Raw genomic sequence first — 21,666 nt, 5'->3', positions numbered from 1 at the left:
AAGCAGCGCTGAGATGAAAACAGTGCTGCTTAACTACATTACAAAAAACCGTAATGTATCAAAAAGTGGTTCATTTTTAGCAAAACAAAGAAAATATCTTAAGGAACATCTCTATGCATAAGAATCTTTTGTTATGTACAGCCGCTTGTGCTTTATTTTTTTCTTCTTTTAACTTCACATCTACCAGCACCGCCTCTGCTCTAAGCCCCCAGGAACGCCATGCCATTGATTTAATAAACACACCAACACAAGCAGAAAAAAATCTTGAAAAGATAGCCTCTGGCGCCATGATGGAAGATAATTCGCACTTCAACCAAGCACTTGAAAATCATATGGATCGTGTAAGAAATACGATTAACAGCTCTTTTGCAGGTGCAGGTCGTTATAGTTCTGGTACACATATAAATGTGGTGAACCGCGAAATGGATAATATACGCACCCAAGCCATGGCAAACAAACACCATCTGGATATGCAACATATGATGAAAGCCAGAGCATACCTTGAACAATTACGTCAGAACCGATTAAAAACAAGAGAAAATTTATTACGTGGCTACGACAAAGCAGTTTCCGATGCCGTGCAAGCAGCAAAAATCCTTGATGCTGATAATCAACAGCGTGTTAATACCGCGCGCCAACAATCGGTGAGCCAAGACAATCATAATTGGTTTGAACTGCAAAATAAAGCAGAAATATTACATAAAGCAGCACAAGTGGATAGTGCTTTACAAGGACAAAACAAGGAACTTTCCAATACTTTACGCAAAGCAGTAGCAGTATTAGAGACTTTGAACAACGATGGAATAACCAACGTGAAGAAAAAAGGAGAGACAACCTCTCCTGCATCTGAAAAGAATAAACAACCTCTTATTGACTCCAGCACAAGACAAAGACGCGCTAGTGATAAATTACCACCCGCTCATGTTGCTGCCCAACACAAGGACAGTTCATTCACAAGAACAGATCATGGAATGAGACAGCCTAAAATAAATGAAAATTCGCAATCTGATATTGATCCCCAAACAAACACCACTTCCTCAGCATCAAAAACAACTCTTAATACATCAGCAAAAGCGCATATGAATTTGCTCCCAAAGGTTGGAAATACTGCTACCGCGGCTACAGAGAGCACCTCTAAACTTACAGATGATGATAAAGCAACTGAAACTTCTACTTCTCTTAATGGGACAGCAAAAAGAACAATTCTTAAACCACAAGAAGAAAGCTCTTTAGTCATGCCTATTGCGATGTTTGCTGTTGGGTTTAGTGATGTCAACAATCAAAATATCTTGTTAGACAATATGCAAATAACAATGTTTGAACCCAAAGATCATCCAGAAAGAGGCGTTTTCTTATCCTCTTATGGCAATAAAAGCACCTTTTCTTCCAAGGTTCAAGCAGAACAAGATGGTGTTCAAGCAGATATTCACTATGCTGCATTGCAAGCAGGAGCAACACTAATAGCGCTAAAAGATCAAAATATCAGCAGCAACTTTGGTCTTTTCGGAACATATGGGAAATTATCTTTTACTCCTAAAAACAAGGAGAGCTTTCAAAAAAATATGTTTGATAAATGGTCACTCACCGCATATGGAAATATTCAGCATGACAGTGGCATCTATGCAAGTGCCTTTCTCTCTTATGGAATTTTCAAAGAAAATCACGCTACAGCTCTCATCAAACATACCTCAAAAGTGAAGAATAGTAAAACATTAGGAGCCGCTGCAACTGTTGGTCAAAAACTCTCAACCAGTTTGGAAGGTGTAATCCTAGAACCGCAAGCACAACTTGTTTATCAACGTCTCATGCTTGGTTCTTTATCAGATAGGAGCTCTTTCTCAGATGACGATAACTCTAAAATAGACATAAGTAATCCTTATCAATGGCTGCTCCGTATTGGCGGACGTTTAACGCAAAACAAAGGACATGCTGTTTCTTTCTACGGCAAACTGAACATGATCAAAACTTTTAGTAAAAATTTTCAGCTTGCAGCTATGGGATCTTTAATCGAAGGTGGTTTTGGTATTCACACACACTTATCACAAAATATTCAGCTTCATAGTGATCTCAGCTATCAACATAAATTCAAAAAAGCTGGCATCTCTGCAATAAATATTTCCGCTGGAATACGCTATCACTTTTAAAAATACTTGTATTCCTTATCTTGAAATATGAAGAGATCTCATTATGTTTCGTTTTGTCTCTTACAAAAGAGACATAATGAGGTCAAAGTTTTACTTTTTATGAGAGAGGGGGAAATATTTTAGGAATACATCCATATGAAAAAAAGCTTCTTACTATACACAGTTTCCGGAGTTCTGTTTTGTTCTTCCACCAGTATGTCTTATACTATTCATAGTACAAATCCATCAACAACGATAGATTCTTCTTCTCTACAACCTGCTCGTGTCAAGTCACAAATAAATCTATCCGGAGTTTTTGATCCGTATAAAGATCTATATGATGGAATCGGGCAAGTTATGCCATCATATCCATCTTCAACCCCTAATGGCCTCCTTCCCCCTACAGCACCTAGCTCCACAAGAACGAGCGTAAGCCCTATTTCTACAGAAAGTAAACTTACAACGCCTACTTCTACAAGCACTCTACCTCCCAAAACACAACTTGAAGGAAATTCAGCTGGAAATATAATTTCTTCTTCAAAACAAAACTCTGATCTTAGTCAAGGAAGTACACAAACACCAAAGACTAAAGTTACAGAAGGTGTACAATCTAACCCTACAACACAAAACACTCCTATTATACAATCTTCAACAACAGGAATGGAAGCAAAATCTAGAAGACGTTCAGGGGCGCCCTCCTCTTCTGCAGACTCTTCCAGCGAAAAAACACTATCGAATTCTGCTGTGTCTTCACAGCCAGAACCTACACAACCTTCACCGAATTTACAACCAGCACTTACAAAGTCTGAACCTACAAGAACGGAACCTACAAAACCAACAACAGAGCAAATACCAACATCTAATGAACCAGAACTCGCACAGCCAATATCTTTAAGAGTAGAAACTGAAAAACCAACATTACTGGTACCACGAAAATCTGCAAAACCAGCGCCAGTGCAATCTTCATCTGCACAAAAAATGTCTGAAAAATCAGAGATTGAAAAACCAATATCACCAATAAAACAACCTGAAAAGTCTACACAAATTGAGGATATAAGCGCTGGAGTTGAAGCTAAAAACGGTAAGATCATAACGCTACATAACAAAAAAATTCAAGACAATGGTTTTGCTGTACATGCAGAGGGAAATAATTCAAAAGTCAATATGATAGGAGGAACAGTTGATGCGCGTTTTGTTGCACTAAGCGTATCAGATGGTGGAGAAATTGATGCTACAGGCATTACTGTAACAGCAGAAACAGCTGGTTTGGTAAACATGGAGGGCACAATCAAACTTAAGGATTCAAGCGTCCATGTCACGGGAAATTATGAAGCAGACGGTATTATTTTCCGCAACAATCCGTATAATGCCCCTAGAAAACGATATACACGCAATGCTGAAAGGAACACCAATGCCGTTCAAGAACAAGATGTAGCCAATATTGCTGATAAAGTAACCCTAGAGAATACAAAGCTTTTCGTTGAACATGGTAGCGGTATCAACCTTTATGGAACAGGCGTAAACGGGAAAGTCAACCTTAAAAATTCAGAAGTTCATGCCGATATTTTATTAAAAAATATCAAGAACGAAAGTGCCTCCACAAACACCATTACATTAGTTGCAGACCACTCTTCTTTAGAAGGTCGGGTAAGAACTTCTAAAGATAATAGAACAGTTTTTGATCTAAAAGAGAGGACGAAATGGCTTTTAAAGGCGAATAAAAATGCCACAAATAATGATAATATTTTAAATGACTATAGACAGTTTGGTGTTGATGAAAAATCATACTCTAATCTTTCTGAATTGCACCTTACAAACAGTGCTATTATGTTTGACAAGCCCATTGAGGGACATTATCAAACTCTGTTTATAGGACCTAATCTTTCGCAAGAAGACGAAACAACTCACACAGCAGCGATTTATAGTACAGCGGGTCTTGCAGAGATTTATGTAAACACTCAATGGGATAAACATTCTCCTATCACGGAACAACAAACTGATCGCATTGTGATTAATGGTGATGTCTCAGGAAGTACTGTTGTTCACATCAATCTCCAAACCGATAGCTCTGCTGTTTGGGCAGAGAAGATGGCTTCTCTTCCTTTAGGGACACATGGGATTTCAATCATTCAAGTTTCCGGACAAGCAAACGAAAATTCCTTCACGTTAGCAGGAAACTATATGACAATAGGGAAACAACCTTATAAATATGTACTCACAGGCTATAAGCCTGGAACATCTCATGAGAGCCAAAATCTTTTTGGCAAGAAGAATAGTGATTTCTGGGATTTCCGCTTACAGAATGCCTACATTGATAAAGACAAAAAAGTTCGAGCCCTTTTACCACAGGTAGCAAACTATTTAACCATATCTAATACTTTATTTTCTGCTGGATTTACTGATGTAAACAATCAAAACACGTTGTTAGACAATATGCGCACAACAGTATTTGGGGCAAAAGACAATAAAAAGAATGGTATCTTTTTCTCTTCCTACGGCGAGAAGGTCACCCTATCTTCCAACCGCGATCCACTGCACTATGGTTATGGTGCTGATGTAAACTATACTGCCTTACAATTAGGAGGCATATTAGCCGCCTTAGAAAGCAAAGACATAAGCGCATATTTTGGTCTTTTAGGAACGTACGGAAAGCTTGCCTTTACGCCAAAAGAGATGCAAGATTCTGAAAAGACAACGCTTGATAAATGGTCACTTACCGCTTATAGCGGCATCCAGCATAGCAATGGTATATATGTCAACGCTCTTCTTTCTTACGGAACCTTAAAAGGAAATATTACCACAGCTCTTGTTGGGAATGCCGCAAAATTAGATGGTACCGAGATGCTTAATATATCTGCAACCATTGGTCAGAAATTAGCAACCGATACAAAAGGGCTTGTCTTTGAACCACAAGCTCAATTCATTTATCAAAATCTCATGTTTGATATTTTCTCAGATACCAATGGCTTAAAAGTAGACATGGGCAATCCACATCAATGGTTGATCCGTTTTGGTGGACGTTTAACAAAAACGATAATGGCTGTTGAAGAAAACAAGGCTGTTTCCTTCTATGGTAAAATGAATGTTATCAGAACTTTTGGCGATGGTAAAACAATAAAAATTGCTGATACCTTTCATGTTGATCCTACCGGCTCTTCAGTTGAGGGAGGCATGGGGGTGAATGCATATCTTTCTCAAAATATCGTACTAAACGCCGATATCAGCTATCGGCAAAAACTGCAAAAAGCCGGTGTATCTGGCACCAATTTTTCTGGCGGGATACGTTATCGTTTCTAAAGCAGAAGTTAATTTTAACTTAAATAAAAAAGGCAGCACAAAGTGCTGCTTTTTTATTTAAATTTATATATTTTTTTTAATTCTCAAAAATCATTATCACATCAAAGAAGATTTTGACTTATAATATTTCTTTTGCATATTGAATAAAAAACTGAATACCATAACATTCTCTCATCAAAATACCCCATGCATAAAATTTTATGTCTTATATTATCACCACACCTCAAGCGATGATGTTTTTACAGCACAACAGAATAAGCATTCATGCGGATTTAAAAAAAATCAGCCCCTTCTTCGCTGTGGACGCTCCATTTATTTTAGATGATGTACATTTAATATACCTGCTATAAAGACTAGCATCTGGTTTAAATTCTTAAAGGTATGTTTTTCCTCTAAAATCTCAATGCTACAGCAGCTCCATTATAAGACAAGATATTGATTTATAAAGACAATTAATTGTTTTCCATGTTAAATGAGAATCCAGAATATCGTCAGATTCTTTCATTTTAGACCTGTTCCATGTTGAATCAACAAAAACCATATCTCTTACAAGTGACAAGGGGGAAGAGCCATAGGGATAAAAAACTATTAAGAAAGGATTAAAAATGCCTCTAATGAACTATCTCAAGTGCCAAGGGCTGGAGCAACATTGGGATCAAACAAAGAATATGACAGTGTTGAAAAATATAACAATATCAACTTGCTCTTTTATTAAGCATAAAGATGGTCGCACCCTATAGATTTTATATTATTTCCATAGAAACTTTTTTATTATACCATTCACAAGCACCGTTGCATCAAAGATATCGTTACACCGCCCCACAAACACCATCACGAAATAGACTTGAGAGCTTAGATATCTCTTTAAAACAAGGCCGTGAATTAGGAATAACAAATCCATTCTATTTTGAGTATTTTGTCGTGCATGAAGGACATGCCCGCAGTAAAAAACACAATAAAAAAGCGTGAAACAATGCGGAATCTTCATTATTTAACAGATAGTGCTTTAGATACTTTCGAAAGACATAAAGCTAAATTAAAGAACGGCGGAACAGAGGGAAGCTGATTTCTAACTCTTTATTCTTTCCCAATGAGATTGCCTCCCCATTTCAAATATTACGCCAACAAAGATATACGCACTATATCCACTCAGATCTGGATGCTCTCTCCAATCTGACATACAAAAACTAAAAACAGCAGAAGGAAATAATAAACCGCTTTAATTTTTATCTCAAGCATATAGATTTAAACAACGAACCGCGTCATATCACCACACTTTAAAGGACAATATTCCATGAAGCTTATAGGCAATATTCATCACATACTCTTCATCATTCATGCTTTTTGCTGACTTGGTGGTTATGGCGGAGTGAACGCACCAGATCCCATCCCGAACTCGGCCGTGAAACACTCCAGCGCTGATGTACTTTGCCTTAAGACACGGAAGAGTAAGTCGCCGCCAGATCTGCTAAATGCAAGCAAAAGACTCAATGTATAAACCTTACATTACCACACCCCAAAGGAAGTTTTTTTTAAGGCATCACAGGCTGGTCTAAATATTCTCTTGATCGCCTCCCCCTAAACTAAAAAATGAAGCTCTCCCTATTAACTCAGTCTGCAAACAATGCTCTGTAAATAATCCGCCTTCTCTTAGTTCTCTTCCAGCCAGCTTCCCACAGCATGCGGTTCACATCACGATACCTTAAAAAACACTGTTTTAAGAACAGCGTTTTACAGTACATCAGGATAATAATTTAAATACCAAAATGCGCTTAAAACAAGTCTACTCACTAAACGCACTATTTACCCAAATCAACTGCCCTACCTAATCATTGTCATTACTTAAAACAGCCCGTATTAATCAGATTTGAATTTATTCCTCTATTTCTTTTGCACGTCCAGATAGCTGTATAGCTCTAGAAAGATCATTAACTGCATTTAAATGTGTTTGAAGTAATTCACTATTACGCTGTAATTTTTCTTGTAAATCAGACAACAAACTTTCAACCTCATTCTCAATATCTTGATTCATATAGCGCTTCACATCACTCATGGATTTATTAAGATCACGCAAACCACGTATTTTACGCAAATTTATTTCTTCGTAATCTGGAACACCACTACTCTCTAGCATATTGCTTTCATAATCAACAACTTGAGCTAATCCTTTAACAGCAGCAACAAATTTTGTCATCGCCCAATCACGATCAATAAGGTTGTTATCAAGAACTTTTGCTTTTGCCGCAAAACTATCATCACCATATTGCACTACAGACATTTTTACTTCCCCTTCAACACTATTGTTCAATCTTACTTTCAAATGAGGGAGACTAAACAGGTTCTCTTCAATGCTGATACACTCAACCAAGCTCGTAGTGCAAACATTGCTCAAACAACAGCACGACAATCCTTCAAAGCGTATACCACTTCAACTTTCAACGCGTTCTCTCAAATATTTTTCTTGCTTTGCTCCAAAACCATCATTGCGGCTATACTAATCCATAAAAACGCTATAAACTTAAACCTTACAGCAATATTGAAACTTCCATATTTGCTCTGTCTATTTCGCCTTGCCGATTTTATCACGAGCTCATCTTCAACAGAAAATAACAATGCTTTCACGAGAACTTCAGCCACAAAAATTACCTGCCGACAAAAAACCGCAGCCTATCTTGCAGCATATTAAAGACTTAAGCCCATTAAAAATTTCAGCATTTTACCAATAGCAGCATTTTACCCTCCATAACCTTATGGCTCTCTCTGCACTAAAACTTTATACCTTCTGGCGCCCCATAAGATGGCACCAGACAAGATCAGTTTGCACCCATTCAAAAGGATACCCCCTCTCCCATGCTCTTTCTGCACACATGCAGTATTTCGCATAAAACACAAAAAGAATGCTCTTTTGAACAGATCAGCCACACAGCAATATAAAAAGACATCTTAAAATAGCTAAAAAGCCATCAATCTTCCTTTTTTAAATTATCATTCGCTTTTCTTTGCAATGAACAACTATATAAGATTTTTTGAACCTTTTCAAGAGTTTCTTAGCCAATCAGTTCGATACGTCTTCAATCGCATATTCACGCGCTTGTTTTAAAGAAACATCTCTTAAGTGCACCCAAGCCTATTTCGCGCCGCGGCCCATGAATGCATGAATGGTATAATGATAAATCTCCCATGACATGTATAAAATCCATTGAGCATTTTCCATCTTTACGCTTAATAAAAGAAGCAAGCCAGCACCATCATATATTTTGCTACCCTCTTATGTTCTGATACCCTTGACACTTGAGACGGTTCATAAAAGCATGCCTTTCTTGTACAATTTCTCTGCGCATAGGAGCTCCCTGCTTGTAACTGCAAAAGACATTGTTTTAGTTAATTCACCACGAAACAGATTTGGAATGAAAAAAATCCAGTATTCAGGGCTCTAATTCAAGTTGAATAACGATAGATTATCATTATAAATCAAAATATTATCCAATGCATAATGCTTAACGCTCCCCCCATTGATATTTTCAGAATTTTCACAGCATCTTCTTACAGATTATTTCATTCCATAACACAGCTTGCTCTTAATATCGCGACTTTACCTGCGCTACTAGTATAAAAACAGAGAAACAATCATTTTATAATCAAGGTACAATTTTTGTTTACGATCTTTCTCTCGTTTTCAACCTTTTAAATGCGGCTCTTCTCTTTCATAATCATCGGATTTCAAATCTATTCCATGTTGAATAAATTAAAATCACTTGCTTGCACATCACAAACAACGCCCTGATGTGTTGATAAAATACGCTGAAAGAAAAAGTCCTCTTATGAACCTTAGCAAATGCCAAGAACTATAATAAACATTGGAAGCAAGCGTACGATGATCGTGACTTGCTCTTTCATAAGTATAAAGATGATAGCATTTTATAGATTTTTATATTATTCAAAGTTTATATTATTTCACGAGAGCTTTACTGTTATACTATTCACATTTACCGTTATACCATTTACGAGTGTCATCGTAAAATGTCTTTCGTGTGCGTTGAGAGATATTTCTCTAAAAAAAGTACATAAATATGCAATACAAATATACTAATATACAACATAAGTATATTTCGTTTGGAGCGTTCTTTACTTTTGTGCAAAACATGCCCCATTAAAGCAGCATTAACCAATCTTGCTATGAGATAAACGATCAGAAAACATTTTTGTCTTCCACCGCTCACCTTAAAGAACTAAGATCTTAACTCAATCGGCTCTGTACGCAGTCCGAATCTTTGTCAAACGCTCTTCTCTTGACTTTCCCCTCATCTGATTCACTTAAACGAAAGGCTCAACAAATAAACCTACGAATATTCATTGTACACTAAAAAATACTTAAACGTTCCAAGAAAACGTATATGTCTTATATTACCGTTATAAGTGACAGTGCTTTATAGCATAACAGGATAAAAAAAGTTTCCAGCAACACAAAACTTACAAAATCAATCAATAGTTCTTTTAAAGCTTTCTTTTTTAGGATTCACAATACTCCAACTCCTTAAGCTTTTATAAAAAAAGGAACAATTTTAAGCTTGCCGAATATGTTGTATCAGCATATATTACAGATTGTAACATATTGTTATTCATAAAATCACCTCAAAAAGAACAGAAAGAGGTTTTTATGGCTGATCTCGTAAAAGCCGCTATGCTTTATTCAACCTTGATTATCACCATCAATGCTTTTGTTGTTATTTTAGTTCTCGTAATAGAAATATACTAAGCATACTCTCTTGGCTTATTGTAATCTGCGCAAATAAGCATCTTAATTTCACATAAGATCAAAGAAAAATTTTAATTCTACAGATAAACCACACACCCAATTTCAAACATCGCTTGCAACTATTTGAGATGTAAACTCTGCTTTTTGTATGCATTTTTAACCATCATTGTCCATCTTTTCACGCTATCTTGAATCTCAACTTCATTCCCAGCTTAAAAAACGAAATTTTCTACCAGATCCGATCTGTAAATAATTTGTCTCCTTATTGAGTAAGTTCCTTTTGCTTCCCCCTTCAGGGCATCTCACAATCCTAAAGGATAATATTTCATGAAGCTTATGATAAATCCATTGAACACCATCTTTACCCTTATGAGAGAATAAACCAGCAACATCACACACTTTTCCAGCCCCAAATGTTGCAATAACCTTTAGCACTTGAGATCGTTTATAAGAGGCATTTTTACTTCTTTCTCCAACAGTTTTTATCTACACGGCTCTCCCCGCTTGTACCATGCAAGAAGATGATTTTAATTAATTCAACCGAAAACAGATTTGGAATAAGAGAAGCTTACTATATTCGAGATCCTTATTCAGCATAAAATAATTAAATCATTTTTATAAATAAAAGTGTTATTTAGAAAAATATTCATCACACGCTCGAGAACAAAAAACACCTCATACGTAAAGTTTTATATGAGCTCCACCGCTCAACATGATAATATCACGACACAATCAAGATAAAAAAATAACAAAGAAAACCCTTGTAAACTCAGAAAAGAGAGAGGAGAAAAATGAAAAGATGTGGAGAGCGCTCAATTCCTCACACATCCGGCAAAACCGTCCTAGCAAAACTGTCTCACAACTTAACTAATGTTATAATATTCTCAAATCAAAAGAAATTTTTTAAAAATAGTTTGAGAAAAACATTTGAGTATGAAACGATAATAATTCTATTCAGAATGTTTTTCTCTTTATTAAAACAGAGAAAGTAATTTCCAAACAAATGTTTCCTCCTAATTTTTCCGAAATTAGCCGCAACACTTAAAGACGATCTTAGTGTAATGAAACATTTTTTTGTGATAAACGCAAAAAAAACACCCCAAAGATAGATTTAATCTCAATATTTTAAACACATGTAACCAAAACATTAAAAAATTAGTAGTAACACATAACAACTCATTGGGAGGCAATACTATCTACAATTGAAAGCACTTTTGGGCTTAACAATGACAGTATAGCATCCGTTTACACAAAGAGTACTGATCGTAAACGACTAATTCTTGAAGCCATAAAAGGACTCTCTAAAAGTTAGAGAGAGCCTAAAAACGTAATAGAATCAAGAACTAAACAATTCCTTATTTATTGAATTGTATGTTTTTAATTAATGCCAAACATCAGTTCCATATATGCTTGTCTGGCATGTTGGCAATTTTTAGATTTCTCCATAGAAGATTGATCCAGCTTTTCACATTTTTTTGCCCACTCTTCGAGTAATGTTTTATCTTTCTTAAATTTAGTTTTTTTCGCAACCAGCAACAACAAGTCCAGTACAAACCAGTAATGCTGTAATAATGACTTTATTCATGATTTAATTCCCTTCCTTTTTCTCTTCAGTTTTTTTCTCGTCATCATGTACAAAGCTTGAACCAGGCCAATCTCGGGCATGAACTTCACGATACGCTTTATCTGCGTTTTTACAATTTTGAGAATCTAAATCCTCTGATATCATGCATTTCATTGCCCATTGCTCGAGTAATTTGGGATCCTTCTTAAATTCCGATACGCTATAAGTTTTTTCACAACCAGCAACGACAAGTCCAGTACAAACCAGCAATGCTGTAATAATGGCTTTATTCATCAATAAAATTCCCCTCTTTTCAAATTTACAAAGTTTAGGACACAATTTAGGGCCTTAAAAAAAGTTCTACATATGCTTGTCGAAGGTTTTTACAATTTTGAGAGGATTTGAGCGGTGAATCATCCTTCTCACATTTCTTTGCCCATTCCTCGTATAATTTTTCATTTGTTTTAAATTCTTTTACACTATAAGTTTTTTCACAACCAGTAACAGCAAGTCCCACGCAAAGCAGTAGCGCTGTTATAATGATCTTGTTCATGATTTAACCCCTCTCTTTGTTTTATATTTTATTAACAATATCTTTGGATTCACATCCCCTCCTATATTGTGACCTTGCGTCTAATTTTCCTTTGCAAATACGTACACTTCCAACGCAAACATGTTAAATCATAAGAGCCTCTTTCATTTATCAGACTTGCATTTGTAACATTATCTGCACGGCAGCTCTTTGTATTTGAAGTGTTAAAACTTCAGTAAAAATTCTGATATCTTGACATTCTCAAAAAGCTTTTTAATCATTTCTTTTCCTTCAAGAACCTCTTGGTAACGAGAAACAGTACGAATATCTTACCCAAAATTCGTTATGCCTATACCCATTGCAAATTCTCTGCAAACGAAAGAATACAGCTTTTAGTCAACTAATTGCACTCTTATCATTTCTAAACCACCGGAAAAGAAAGAAAGCTTTAAGTCCCCCTGCACTTTTTAAAAGCCAATAGAAATGCTAAACAAGCAATCTTATACATTCCAATTAAAGAAAAAAGCCTATTGTCTTGCATATCATTACGACTGGCATTAACTATTTAAGACTATAAAATCATATAAATGTAAGAAATATTGTCTATACTATACTCAATGATTTCTTTTGTTTATTAGGAATAACTTATAGCGCGTCAATATCAGTAAATTTTACTTATTTTTATCCCCCCTTTATAAACATGAATATAATTTAATAAAATGGATTGCTGCATAACAGAAAAAAATAATCAACGCTACTCTTAATTATATTATTTACCTATGTATTAAGTAAAATAAACAAAAATAACCTGATGTTTAAAATCATTATCAAGATAATTTTTATGGAAGAATAAACTTATCTATTCATCTAGAGATATAAAATGACAAATAGTATGATGATTATCACATTTATAGGGAAAAGTTTGAAATGGAGAATTTTTCGCAAACTCATAGCTCTTTCATGAGATGATACAGAACCTTATGAAAAACAACTTAAATGAAACAACTATCGTGAAAAAAGAAGAGCGCTTTTATTATTAACTTCGTATAAAAACAATCGATATCATCTCTAGAAAAAGCACTCAAACCAACGAAATTATCGTATCATTTTTTACACTTTTCCGTATTTTTGTGAAAGCAATTCGCGGACCTCATCAGCTATTTTAGTTCCACGACTTGCACAACTGACCTTAATCAACCGATGCAAACTTTCTGGTACATCAATCGTGAGGCGCTTCATACCTCCACTCATGCTCCCTTTGTGGATTCCTACCCATGCATCCGCTGTTAAAGGAATTGATTTATTCGTTGGTTTTGTGCCGATTTTAATTTTTTTATTCATCGCGCTAACTCCTTGATTTCCGCTGCAACCGCTTCAATCTCTGCTGCTGCTGGTCCTTGCTTATCAACTTCATAAACCGCCTTCCCCTGTGCTGCTGCTTCTGCAAAAATCACACGCTGCGCAACGCTAGAAGAAAGAACATGCACGGGGTATATGCCAAGAGCTTCGTTCACATCACGCCCTATCGCTGTATTGACGATTTTACGATTAATGACAAAAGCAGATTTAAGATTTTCTTTATAAACACGTGCTTCGTCAATCAGCTTTACAATTCCATCCGCTGCCCAAATATCATAGGGACTAGGCAAAACAGGTATAAGCACCAAATCCGAAGCCATAAGAGCACTACGAGCAAGATCAGTTACACGCGGAGGACCATCGATAATAATATGATCATAACCATGACCAATCTGTGTAATCTCTTTGTGAACCGTTGCACGCGGTAAACCAATAACCGAAAACAAAGGTGCATCTTCACGCGCAGCAGCCCAATCCAATGCGCTCCCCTGTGGATCAACATCAATAAGCAATACCCGTGCACCGGTACGCGCAAAACTGGCCGCAAGATTAACACTCAATGTCGTTTTTCCGACACCTCCCTTTTGATTCAAAAGTCCAATGATCATTTATTACGCCTTTCAGCATTATCGTTTTTACGATTATACAGAAAGTAATAAAAGAAACAAGCATCCAATACGTGCAAAATAACCATTTTTCCCATTTTTAGGATAAATAACAATAGTCCGCAATTTTGTCTTTATAATATTCTTTTAGCATGAGCAAAACATTATGAAGATGATGTTCTTGAAAATAACAAAAATAAATCTAAACAAAAGACACGCTCTTCTTCTCCCGCCCTAAAACGAAGATTCTTAAATCCATGTCGATCTGTGAACAATGCTATGTAAATGATCCAGTTTCTTATCTCGCGCCTGCCTTTTGGGCTTCTCCCTTCATGCAATCCACTTAATGCAACTCTACAAATAAGCTCCACTCTGAATATACAACAAACTATAAGAAGCATTCATTGTTTTGTACGTTGAATGAGAGAGCTGAAATCAGGAAGATTCTCTCATTTCATGCCTCTTATATTAAATTAATCAAAATCATATCTCTTGTACATACAAGCGGGGCTAGCGTGTGAGTAAAAACTGTACAAGAAAGGATTAAAATGCTTCTTATGCAGAATCTCAAGTACCAAGAACTATTACAATATTGGGGGTTGGAAAATATAATAATGGTGCCGACTTCCTGCTTCATAAGTGTAAAAAGGGTGGTGATCCATGAATTTTATACTCTTTGACTCTCGACAGAGTAAAATGGGCTTAAGAAAAGTAAGGATACCTCTAGCAAGCGCGTAAACAAACAACACAATGAAATGTCTATGCTGAGTAAACACTATAGATTATCCATAAAGACCAAACATCCATCTTTTATAAGATCGCATAACGAACATGTTGCGGAATGAGATATTTTGCATCTTACAGCTCATTTTTCCCAAATAGATCTTCTCGACAAAAAGAATATTTTTGTTAAGATGCCACTGAAAAACTTACCTTCATTATGTTCTTTCTATATACTAGACCAGAGGGCATCGTGAAGATCGTGCAATTGGGAATAAATAAAAATGAATTTACAACAAATTGAACCTGATATTTTTATCAGCGCCCAAATTAGCATAGAAAATATCAAAACATTGGCACAAGCTGGTTTTAAAACAATTATCTGTAACCGCCCCGATCACGAAGAGCTCCATCAACCTGACTTTTCTAGCATTAAAACGGTCGCAAATGAATATGGCATAAAAGCCTATCACATTCCCATTTCTCCTCCAACTATAGAAAAGTCAGCTGTTGAAGCCATGCAAACAATTTTAAAAACAGCCTCTCTGCCTCTTCTTGCCTATTGTCATCACGGAGCACGCTCGCTGCATCTTTATCGTTTAGCGCGTCTTTAAACAGAGGGTTCGCACATTTCCTACGCACCTTAAAAGACGAAAATTCTTAAATACGCATCGATTTGTAAAAAACAATCTGTCAATAATCTTTGTTTTGCGCCTTTCCTTTGGCTTGCCACTTCATAAAACTCTACAAGCAAGCTTTGCTCCTCAATATACAACAAGCATGCACACCCGAAGCCATAAAAATGCATGAAAATTCATATGATGATCAAAGAAAATTATTTTCACCTCACTTTTTATCACTGCTCCACCTTCTTTTTCTCTTCCTTTACCAATACGAGCTCATTCATACGCCACAGACACCTAAAACGACAGTAAAACCACTAAGAAAACCCATATTCCGAATAAAAGGCATGCAGAGTATTTTATAAAAAAGCAGTAAGCCATAATCTATGATTAACTGCGACATATTGATTTATAACAATTAATTATTTTGCACGTTGAGTGATAAATCCTAATACCGTAAGATTCTCTCAAGCCTATTTATAGTGAATCAATCAAAAGCGTGTTTCTTGCATGTCACAAGCAAGAAATATTCGTGTGAAATAAAACGAGTTAAGAACAAACTCTCATAAGCGCTCTCAAATAGCCTAGACTGTACAACACTAAAGGCTTGTCAATATAACGGATGGTGTCGGATTGCTCTTTTATTAGGCATAAAGATGATAGCGCTCAACGGAGCTTTCAAGATACCATTCATGAGAGCCATCATGAAAATGAATATGAGAAGCGTTGAGAGATATTTCTTTAAAAGAAGTGCATAAATTAGCAAAACAAGGATATTCCAGCATTTTATTTTACCTGTGGGACCTGATATCCTATGCAAAGAACAACAAAAGCCTGAAGCTGTTATTTTCATGATTTAAGAGATATTGCTCTGGACCCTTTTGAAAGTGGCAAACCCGAATGTAAAAAAGACTGTCATCTGGACTGATTTTCCCCTTTATAACTTCATATTTTTCCCCAATAAGGCTGTAAACCGGTTTCAGAGATTATCCAAATGAATATAGCAATAGACTCTCCCCATCTGGTATACAAAAGCTGTAACAGTAGAGAGAGGACTAAAGCGCCTTAATCCTTATCTCAAACATACTGCTCGCATTGAGAATCGCTAAACAAAAAGTTTTATGAGAAAAACAACACCATAAAGTCATGAATAGACCGAACATAGATTGGAAAGATGTTCTAACTTTTATCCAATATTTCTATCAAAAAACAACAAAACATTATTGGCTTTGTGTTTTCATATCCTTACAAGACTGTCTTTCCTTTTCATTATGGGCGTTACATTTGTGAAAGACAAAGGAAATATATGGATAGTTTTTAACTTGAAAATCTGAAAGATTGACGTGTTACGACAACAAAATTGTGCCTTTATCCATCAAAAGCATTAGAAATTTTGAAACAATACACCTGCTTTCTCGCAATGATTTCTTTTATCTACAATCAATCGCAGTCTCCTTAATATGCATTCCCCATCACAATATACAAGAGAAACGAAACTTAAAGCATTTTCCAGCAGCTTCATTCTCGTTTACGTGATTGGTTAGCACGAAAACTGCTGCTAACCACTGATCTTCTTCACAAGACTCGACAAACAAAACTTTTTTAAAAATATTCATTACATAATACAAAATATCACATGCGTAAGGTTACACGAACCAACTCTCATCATAAACGATGATACGGCATAAATGACATAATAAGCCAAATTAGAAAAAAGAAACAATAACCTTTTAAAATAAAAAAAGTCATCAATTAAATTTTATCAAACTATAAGCTTAAAATCGCAAGAAATTTTAAAAACAGCCTTTCTCCTTCTTCACGTCTATTATTGCTAAATAGGCTGGTTGCTTATTCTTTACTGCATCTTTTATGACGAGTTTTAACGGATCAGAAAGAAACAAGCAGTAAAGTTTTGAATGACAACAAAAACCATAAAGTTAACTTTGAAAAAAATGATGCCAAAATCAGATCTTCAGATATTCGATTCTCCCTCTCAACAACGGAAAAAACATATATTCCACGATGTTTTGGAATATATCTTTGTGATTATAATCACTTTAAGTGCTATTTTTACAGCTCTTCTCTCTTTTTCAGATCAGTTTAGGACATATTTTTAAAAGTAAGCAGCCTATCCAACGTTGATAATGGTTGTACTGTCTTTAAAACTTCTTTTGCTTTTTTTTCATCACGATGCATTTGCGCAATCAAAGGTTCAAGCCCATCAAATTTTTCTTGTCCTCGCAAAAACTGGAAAAAAGAAACGATACAGCTTTCCCCATAAAGGTCGTCGTTAAAGTCAAACAAATAGGTTTCCAAAAGGGGCGCCCCATCCTTAACAACCGTTGGACGACAACCAAAGCTTGCAACACCATCATACAAAACACCGTTCGCACGACGCAAACGTACCGCATAAACACCATGAGCCAAACGAACTTGGGGAGGCAACATTTGATTAGCGGTAGGAAATCCCAAAAGACGTCCAAGTTTTTCACCTTGAATAATATTGGAGCGTATCCGATAGTGATACCCTAACAAATGGGCTGCTTTGTCCACTTCCCCTTGTGAGAGAAGTTGCCGAATAAAACTCGAGGAAATGATCAAAGATTGTGACTCTTGAGGACGAGCAACGCAAGGAACTTGCACAACCTCAAATCCATATTTCTCTCCCCTTTGGCAAAGAAGATGTACATTTCCACTTTTCTGATGACCAAATTGAAAATTTTCGCCTGTCACCACAACTGAAACATCAAAAACTTCCTTTAAAAACGACTTAATAAATTCGTCCGCTGAAAGAGCGGCAAACTGTGCATCAAAGGGCTGTTCAATCACGCCGTCAAAACCAAGGGTTTTAAAAATTTCAGCTTTTTCAGCTGCCTCTGTCAAACGATAGACAGGAGCTGAATGTTGAAAAAAACTTCTTGGATGGGGTTCAAACGTTAAAACAACAGATGGTTTCTTTTTTATACGCGCGAAATCAAGTGCTTTTTGCAACACCACCTGATGCCCACAATGAACACCATCAAAATTTCCAAGTGCCAACACTGCTCCCCGCCAAGCCGAGGGAAACATATGAATTCCCTGAAGACGCAAAAAATTAGTCATTACTGAAGTGCCCACATGATTGCTTGTGGTTTATAACCATGATGTTCAAGAAAAGAATGCAAAGCTTGCTTATCAACCACACCCTTTTGCGTATAATCATAATGATGAATCCCCCCCATAATATAAAGGGCATCAAGACCAAAGTGAGCCGCCCCCTTAATATCCGTTAAAAGACCATCACCAATAGCTAAAACTTTACTTTTTTCTACTGTTCCCCGTATTTTTTGAAGTTTTTCAAAGGCACATTCATAAATAGGCGCGTGAGGTTTTCCAGCAATGCGCACTTCCCCCCCTAATTGTTGATAAAGACGAGCCAATGCACCAGCGCACCAAAATTCTTTATTTCCATAATGGACAATCACATCTGGGTTCGCACAAATAAAAGGTAAATTCCGCGACCGCATACGAAGAAACATCTCCTCATAAGCAGAGGGTTCTTCGTCAAAATCTTCAAGAAAACCGCTACAGACGACAACAGAAGCCTCCCATTCTTCAACAAATTCACACTCTAACCCTTCAAACAGCACCAAATCACGTTGTGAACCAATGAAAAAAACTTTACGTGGAGCAGTCTGAATAAGATCGCGCGTTACATCCCCTGAAGTGATAATGGCATCATAATAGTCGCTATGAACATTCATGCTTTGTAATTGAGCAGCAACATCTTCCCGTAGCCGAGGAGAATTGGTTAATAAAATGACAGTTTTTCCCATTTGTCGGATTTTATACAACGCCTTCAACGCTGGTTCAAATGCATGTACACCGTTATGCACAACACCCCACACATCACAAAAAACAGCATCATAATGCGCTATAATAGTCTCAATATGGGTAAGTTCATTCATGGAGCACCTATCTCTATTTGTCATTTAAAGCTGTCTTTTACTTCAAAACTACTTACCGAAAGATAATACTTGTGTCATCTGCTTTCTCAAACCATATCCCAACTTTTTATCGTCTATAGAGATCATAAGAAATGATAAAATAACTAAGTTATCATTAAGTTGTGCAAAATTCTAAAATGCTTGATAGCAAAAGCTTATCATTCCCCAATGCTCATTTTTCTCATAAAAATTTTAATTCTAACAACAACGACGTTGATAGAGTTTTTTATCTAAAATACTCAAATTCTTCACTGAGAAAATAAACGTATCCCCCTCTTAAAAACATGCATCATGAGAAAGCCCAATATATTTTCTCATTTCAAATTTGTTTATATTGAATCAATCAAAACCTTTTCGCTTACACATTATAAGCAGAGAGCGTACAGATAAAAACACGTGAAGAAAGAAAAAATAGCTCTTATGCTCCCTTTCAAGGCAAAAACTGTCGTAATATTTTGAACTGGCAGAGAGTATGTGCCGTCCGAGCATCTTTTTTTCAGTAAAGATAGCAATATAGCTTTTATCCCATTCATAGAGGCTTTTACGCTACATACTTTACGAAGCACCATTGTAAAATAGGCGCTAACATTGAGAAATATCTTCTAAAACAAACATGTGAACATACAACAATAAGATCTATAATGTTTTGAGTTTATTTTGCATGAGGGCTCTTTACTCATAAAAGCTTTCCCCTATCATCATGATATCTCAGACGCATCAAAACAAGTCATTTTGATTATTGGTTAAGGACAGCACCGTAAGCGGTGACTTGAGCTTAAAAACCAAGCTTTACCTTCGTAAAATGCATATCTGATGTCATGAGTTGAGTAAGCAAACCTTAAAACTTTGAAAGGCAAACAACCTCCTATTTAAAAAAATCTATCCGTCTCAAGAAAAACTATTTTTATTGCCAATCTCCTAAAATTACTTTATGAATCGAAAAATGTTTTGATCGCATACGCAACGATCAAAAGGGGTCTTGAAAACCCGAAACCCTAGCGTAAAAATAAACCCACTATGTGGGTATCCCGGAATTCCGGGAGATTTTGCTATGTCCAGGTGCTCCAAGCACTAAAAGCAAAATGCTGACTAGGGTTCAGTGTTTTCAAGCTCCCGGAATACCAATGCGAGGGCGCTCGCACCTGGAGGGGGAAAATGCAAGCTCAAAATCTTAATATTGATCTTTTTGTAGGCAAAAAAATTCGCTTTAGGCGAAAAGTGCTAAAAATGTCTCAAAAAACATTAGGGCATCATTTAGGTGTCACTTTCCAACAAATCCAGAAATATGAAAAAGGCTTAAATCGCGTGAGCGCAGGACGTTTAAAGGAAATTTCCGATATTTTGAATGTTCCACTTGCCTTTTTTTACACTGATATCATCAAAAAAGACAACACCCCGTACCATTATGATGAAATCGCCTCGAGCAAAGAGGAATATTTGCTTTTAAAAAGTTTTAGAGTCCTCACATCTGTCAAGCAGAAAGCGATTTTAAACTTAATTTGTGATTAAAATTAAAACGCTTTAAAAGCATAGCTATAAAGTGCTACACACCCTATTCTTGTCTTTCTCCCCACACCCCAAAAGGATGCCCCCCTCCTCAAACCGGTTGATAAACGATCCGCCTTCTCAAAAATAGCTCCTTCTCAGATTCCCATTTCATATGGTTCCTTTCACAAAATTATATAAACAAGCCCTCCCTTGAATATTCATCACACTCTCTTATCAAAACACCCCATGTATAAAGTTTTATGTCTTATATCACCACACCCGCAAACAATAGCGTTTTACAGCACAACAGAATAAGTATTTATCCGTATTTCAAGAGCGGCCCCCCTTTTCTCTATGGACGCTCTATTTATTTTAAATGATGTACATTTAATATACCTGCTATTAAAGACTTAGTATCTGTTATAAAGTCTTAAAGGCATATTTTTCCTCTAAAATCTCAATGCTACACCAACTCTATCATAAGGCAAACATTGATTTATAATGATAATTCACTGTTTTGTATGTTGATTGAGAGGCTCGAATAACGTAAGATTCTCTCATTTCAAACCTGCTTATCTTGAATCAATCAAAATCATTCCCTTGCACGTCAAAA

The 21,666-nt window shown here is 36.2% G+C and carries 13 protein-coding genes and 1 rRNA gene; 5 read left to right on the top strand and 9 right to left on the bottom strand.

From position 1 onward, the window contains the following. The first annotated feature begins 113 nt into the window (after positions 1-113). From ACFINO_RS06910 to rrf, 3 genes are all read left to right on the top strand, one after another. Positions 114-2,144: an autotransporter outer membrane beta-barrel domain-containing protein gene (locus ACFINO_RS06910; protein ID WP_375655305.1), complete on the top strand. Its 2,031-nt coding sequence runs from the start codon at positions 114-116 to the stop codon at positions 2,142-2,144. Positions 2,145-2,279: 135 nt separating this feature from the next. Then, positions 2,280-5,420 (top strand): autotransporter outer membrane beta-barrel domain-containing protein, encoded by a 3,141-nt coding sequence (locus ACFINO_RS06905; protein ID WP_375655304.1) that lies wholly within the window; start codon positions 2,280-2,282, stop codon positions 5,418-5,420. 1,351 nt (positions 5,421-6,771) lie between these two features. Continuing rightward, positions 6,772-6,885, top strand: a 5S ribosomal RNA gene (gene rrf / locus ACFINO_RS06900). A gap of 408 nt (positions 6,886-7,293) precedes the next feature. Here the strand turns inward: rrf and ACFINO_RS06895 are convergent. The 7 genes from ACFINO_RS06895 to parA all read right to left on the bottom strand — a co-directional run bounded on the left by ACFINO_RS06895 (position 7,294) and on the right by parA (position 14,239). Continuing rightward, positions 7,294-7,698: a flagellar protein FlgN gene (locus ACFINO_RS06895; protein ID WP_375655303.1), complete on the bottom strand. Its 405-nt coding sequence runs from the start codon at positions 7,696-7,698 to the stop codon at positions 7,294-7,296. 2,679 nt (positions 7,699-10,377) lie between these two features. Next, positions 10,378-10,611, bottom strand: a complete 234-nt coding sequence (locus tag ACFINO_RS06890; RefSeq protein WP_375655302.1) for a hypothetical protein — start codon at positions 10,609-10,611, stop codon at positions 10,378-10,380. Between the two features lie 942 nt (positions 10,612-11,553). After that, positions 11,554-11,712: a hypothetical protein gene (locus ACFINO_RS06885; protein WP_375632885.1), complete on the bottom strand. Its 159-nt coding sequence runs from the start codon at positions 11,710-11,712 to the stop codon at positions 11,554-11,556. A 52-nt stretch (positions 11,713-11,764) separates the two neighbouring features. Beyond that, the gene (locus tag ACFINO_RS06880; RefSeq protein WP_375632897.1) at positions 11,765-12,034 is read right to left on the bottom strand and encodes an EexN family lipoprotein; all 270 of its coding nucleotides are present in this window, start codon (positions 12,032-12,034) and stop codon (positions 11,765-11,767) included. Between the two features lie 46 nt (positions 12,035-12,080). Continuing rightward, positions 12,081-12,293, bottom strand: a complete 213-nt coding sequence (locus ACFINO_RS06875; RefSeq protein ID WP_375632883.1) for an EexN family lipoprotein — start codon at positions 12,291-12,293, stop codon at positions 12,081-12,083. Between the two features lie 1,089 nt (positions 12,294-13,382). Then, positions 13,383-13,613 carry a plasmid partition protein ParG gene (locus ACFINO_RS06870; RefSeq protein ID WP_375655301.1) on the bottom strand — a complete coding sequence of 77 codons (231 nt, stop codon included), beginning with the start codon at positions 13,611-13,613 and terminating at the stop codon, positions 13,383-13,385. Further along, on the bottom strand, positions 13,610-14,239 hold the full coding sequence (gene parA / locus ACFINO_RS06865; RefSeq protein WP_273790968.1) for a ParA family partition ATPase: 630 nt from the start codon (positions 14,237-14,239) through the stop codon (positions 13,610-13,612). The genes ACFINO_RS06870 and parA overlap by 4 nt, the downstream gene beginning before the upstream one ends. Positions 14,240-15,240: 1,001 nt before the next feature. Here parA and ACFINO_RS06860 point away from each other — a divergent pair. Then, entirely contained in the window at positions 15,241-15,570 is a 330-nt protein-coding gene (locus ACFINO_RS06860) for a TIGR01244 family sulfur transferase (protein ID WP_375632881.1), read from the top strand. Positions 15,571-17,679: 2,109 nt separating this feature from the next. Here the strand turns inward: ACFINO_RS06860 and ACFINO_RS06855 are convergent. Then, positions 17,680-18,681: a bifunctional riboflavin kinase/FAD synthetase gene (locus tag ACFINO_RS06855; protein ID WP_375610591.1), complete on the bottom strand. Its 1,002-nt coding sequence runs from the start codon at positions 18,679-18,681 to the stop codon at positions 17,680-17,682. Then, on the bottom strand, positions 18,681-19,526 hold the full coding sequence (locus ACFINO_RS06850) for a TIGR01459 family HAD-type hydrolase (RefSeq protein ID WP_375655300.1): 846 nt from the start codon (positions 19,524-19,526) through the stop codon (positions 18,681-18,683). Before ACFINO_RS06850 ends, ACFINO_RS06855 begins: the two co-directional genes overlap by 1 nt. A 1,194-nt stretch (positions 19,527-20,720) precedes the next feature. Here ACFINO_RS06850 and ACFINO_RS06845 point away from each other — a divergent pair. Beyond that, positions 20,721-21,074: a helix-turn-helix domain-containing protein gene (locus tag ACFINO_RS06845; protein ID WP_375636854.1), complete on the top strand. Its 354-nt coding sequence runs from the start codon at positions 20,721-20,723 to the stop codon at positions 21,072-21,074. Positions 21,075-21,666: the final 592 nt, after the last annotated feature.

It is taken from the genome of Bartonella sp. AA83SXKL (assembly GCF_042196965.1).
In the GTDB taxonomy this organism is placed as follows: domain Bacteria; phylum Pseudomonadota; class Alphaproteobacteria; order Rhizobiales; family Rhizobiaceae; genus Bartonella.
Note: the sequence above shows the minus strand (reverse complement) of the source record. Positions and strands in the feature narration are given on the sequence as shown.

What these genes read in the sequence shown, in the direction of transcription:
- ACFINO_RS06910 (WP_375655305.1), top strand. Translation starts at nt 114, where the DNA reads ATGCATAAGAATCTTTTGTTATGTACAGCCGCTTGTGCTTTATTTTTT.
- ACFINO_RS06905 (WP_375655304.1), top strand. Translation starts at nt 2,280, where the DNA reads ATGAAAAAAAGCTTCTTACTATACACAGTTTCCGGAGTTCTGTTTTGT.
- ACFINO_RS06895 (WP_375655303.1), bottom strand. Translation starts at nt 7,698, where the DNA reads ATGTCTGTAGTGCAATATGGTGATGATAGTTTTGCGGCAAAAGCAAAA.
- ACFINO_RS06880 (WP_375632897.1), bottom strand. Translation starts at nt 12,034, where the DNA reads ATGAATAAAGCCATTATTACAGCATTGCTGGTTTGTACTGGACTTGTC.
- ACFINO_RS06875 (WP_375632883.1), bottom strand. Translation starts at nt 12,293, where the DNA reads ATGAACAAGATCATTATAACAGCGCTACTGCTTTGCGTGGGACTTGCT.
- ACFINO_RS06870 (WP_375655301.1), bottom strand. Translation starts at nt 13,613, where the DNA reads ATGAATAAAAAAATTAAAATCGGCACAAAACCAACGAATAAATCAATT.
- parA (WP_273790968.1), bottom strand. Translation starts at nt 14,239, where the DNA reads ATGATCATTGGACTTTTGAATCAAAAGGGAGGTGTCGGAAAAACGACA.
- ACFINO_RS06860 (WP_375632881.1), top strand. Translation starts at nt 15,241, where the DNA reads ATGAATTTACAACAAATTGAACCTGATATTTTTATCAGCGCCCAAATT.
- ACFINO_RS06855 (WP_375610591.1), bottom strand. Translation starts at nt 18,681, where the DNA reads ATGACTAATTTTTTGCGTCTTCAGGGAATTCATATGTTTCCCTCGGCT.
- ACFINO_RS06850 (WP_375655300.1), bottom strand. Translation starts at nt 19,526, where the DNA reads ATGAATGAACTTACCCATATTGAGACTATTATAGCGCATTATGATGCT.
- ACFINO_RS06845 (WP_375636854.1), top strand. Translation starts at nt 20,721, where the DNA reads ATGCAAGCTCAAAATCTTAATATTGATCTTTTTGTAGGCAAAAAAATT.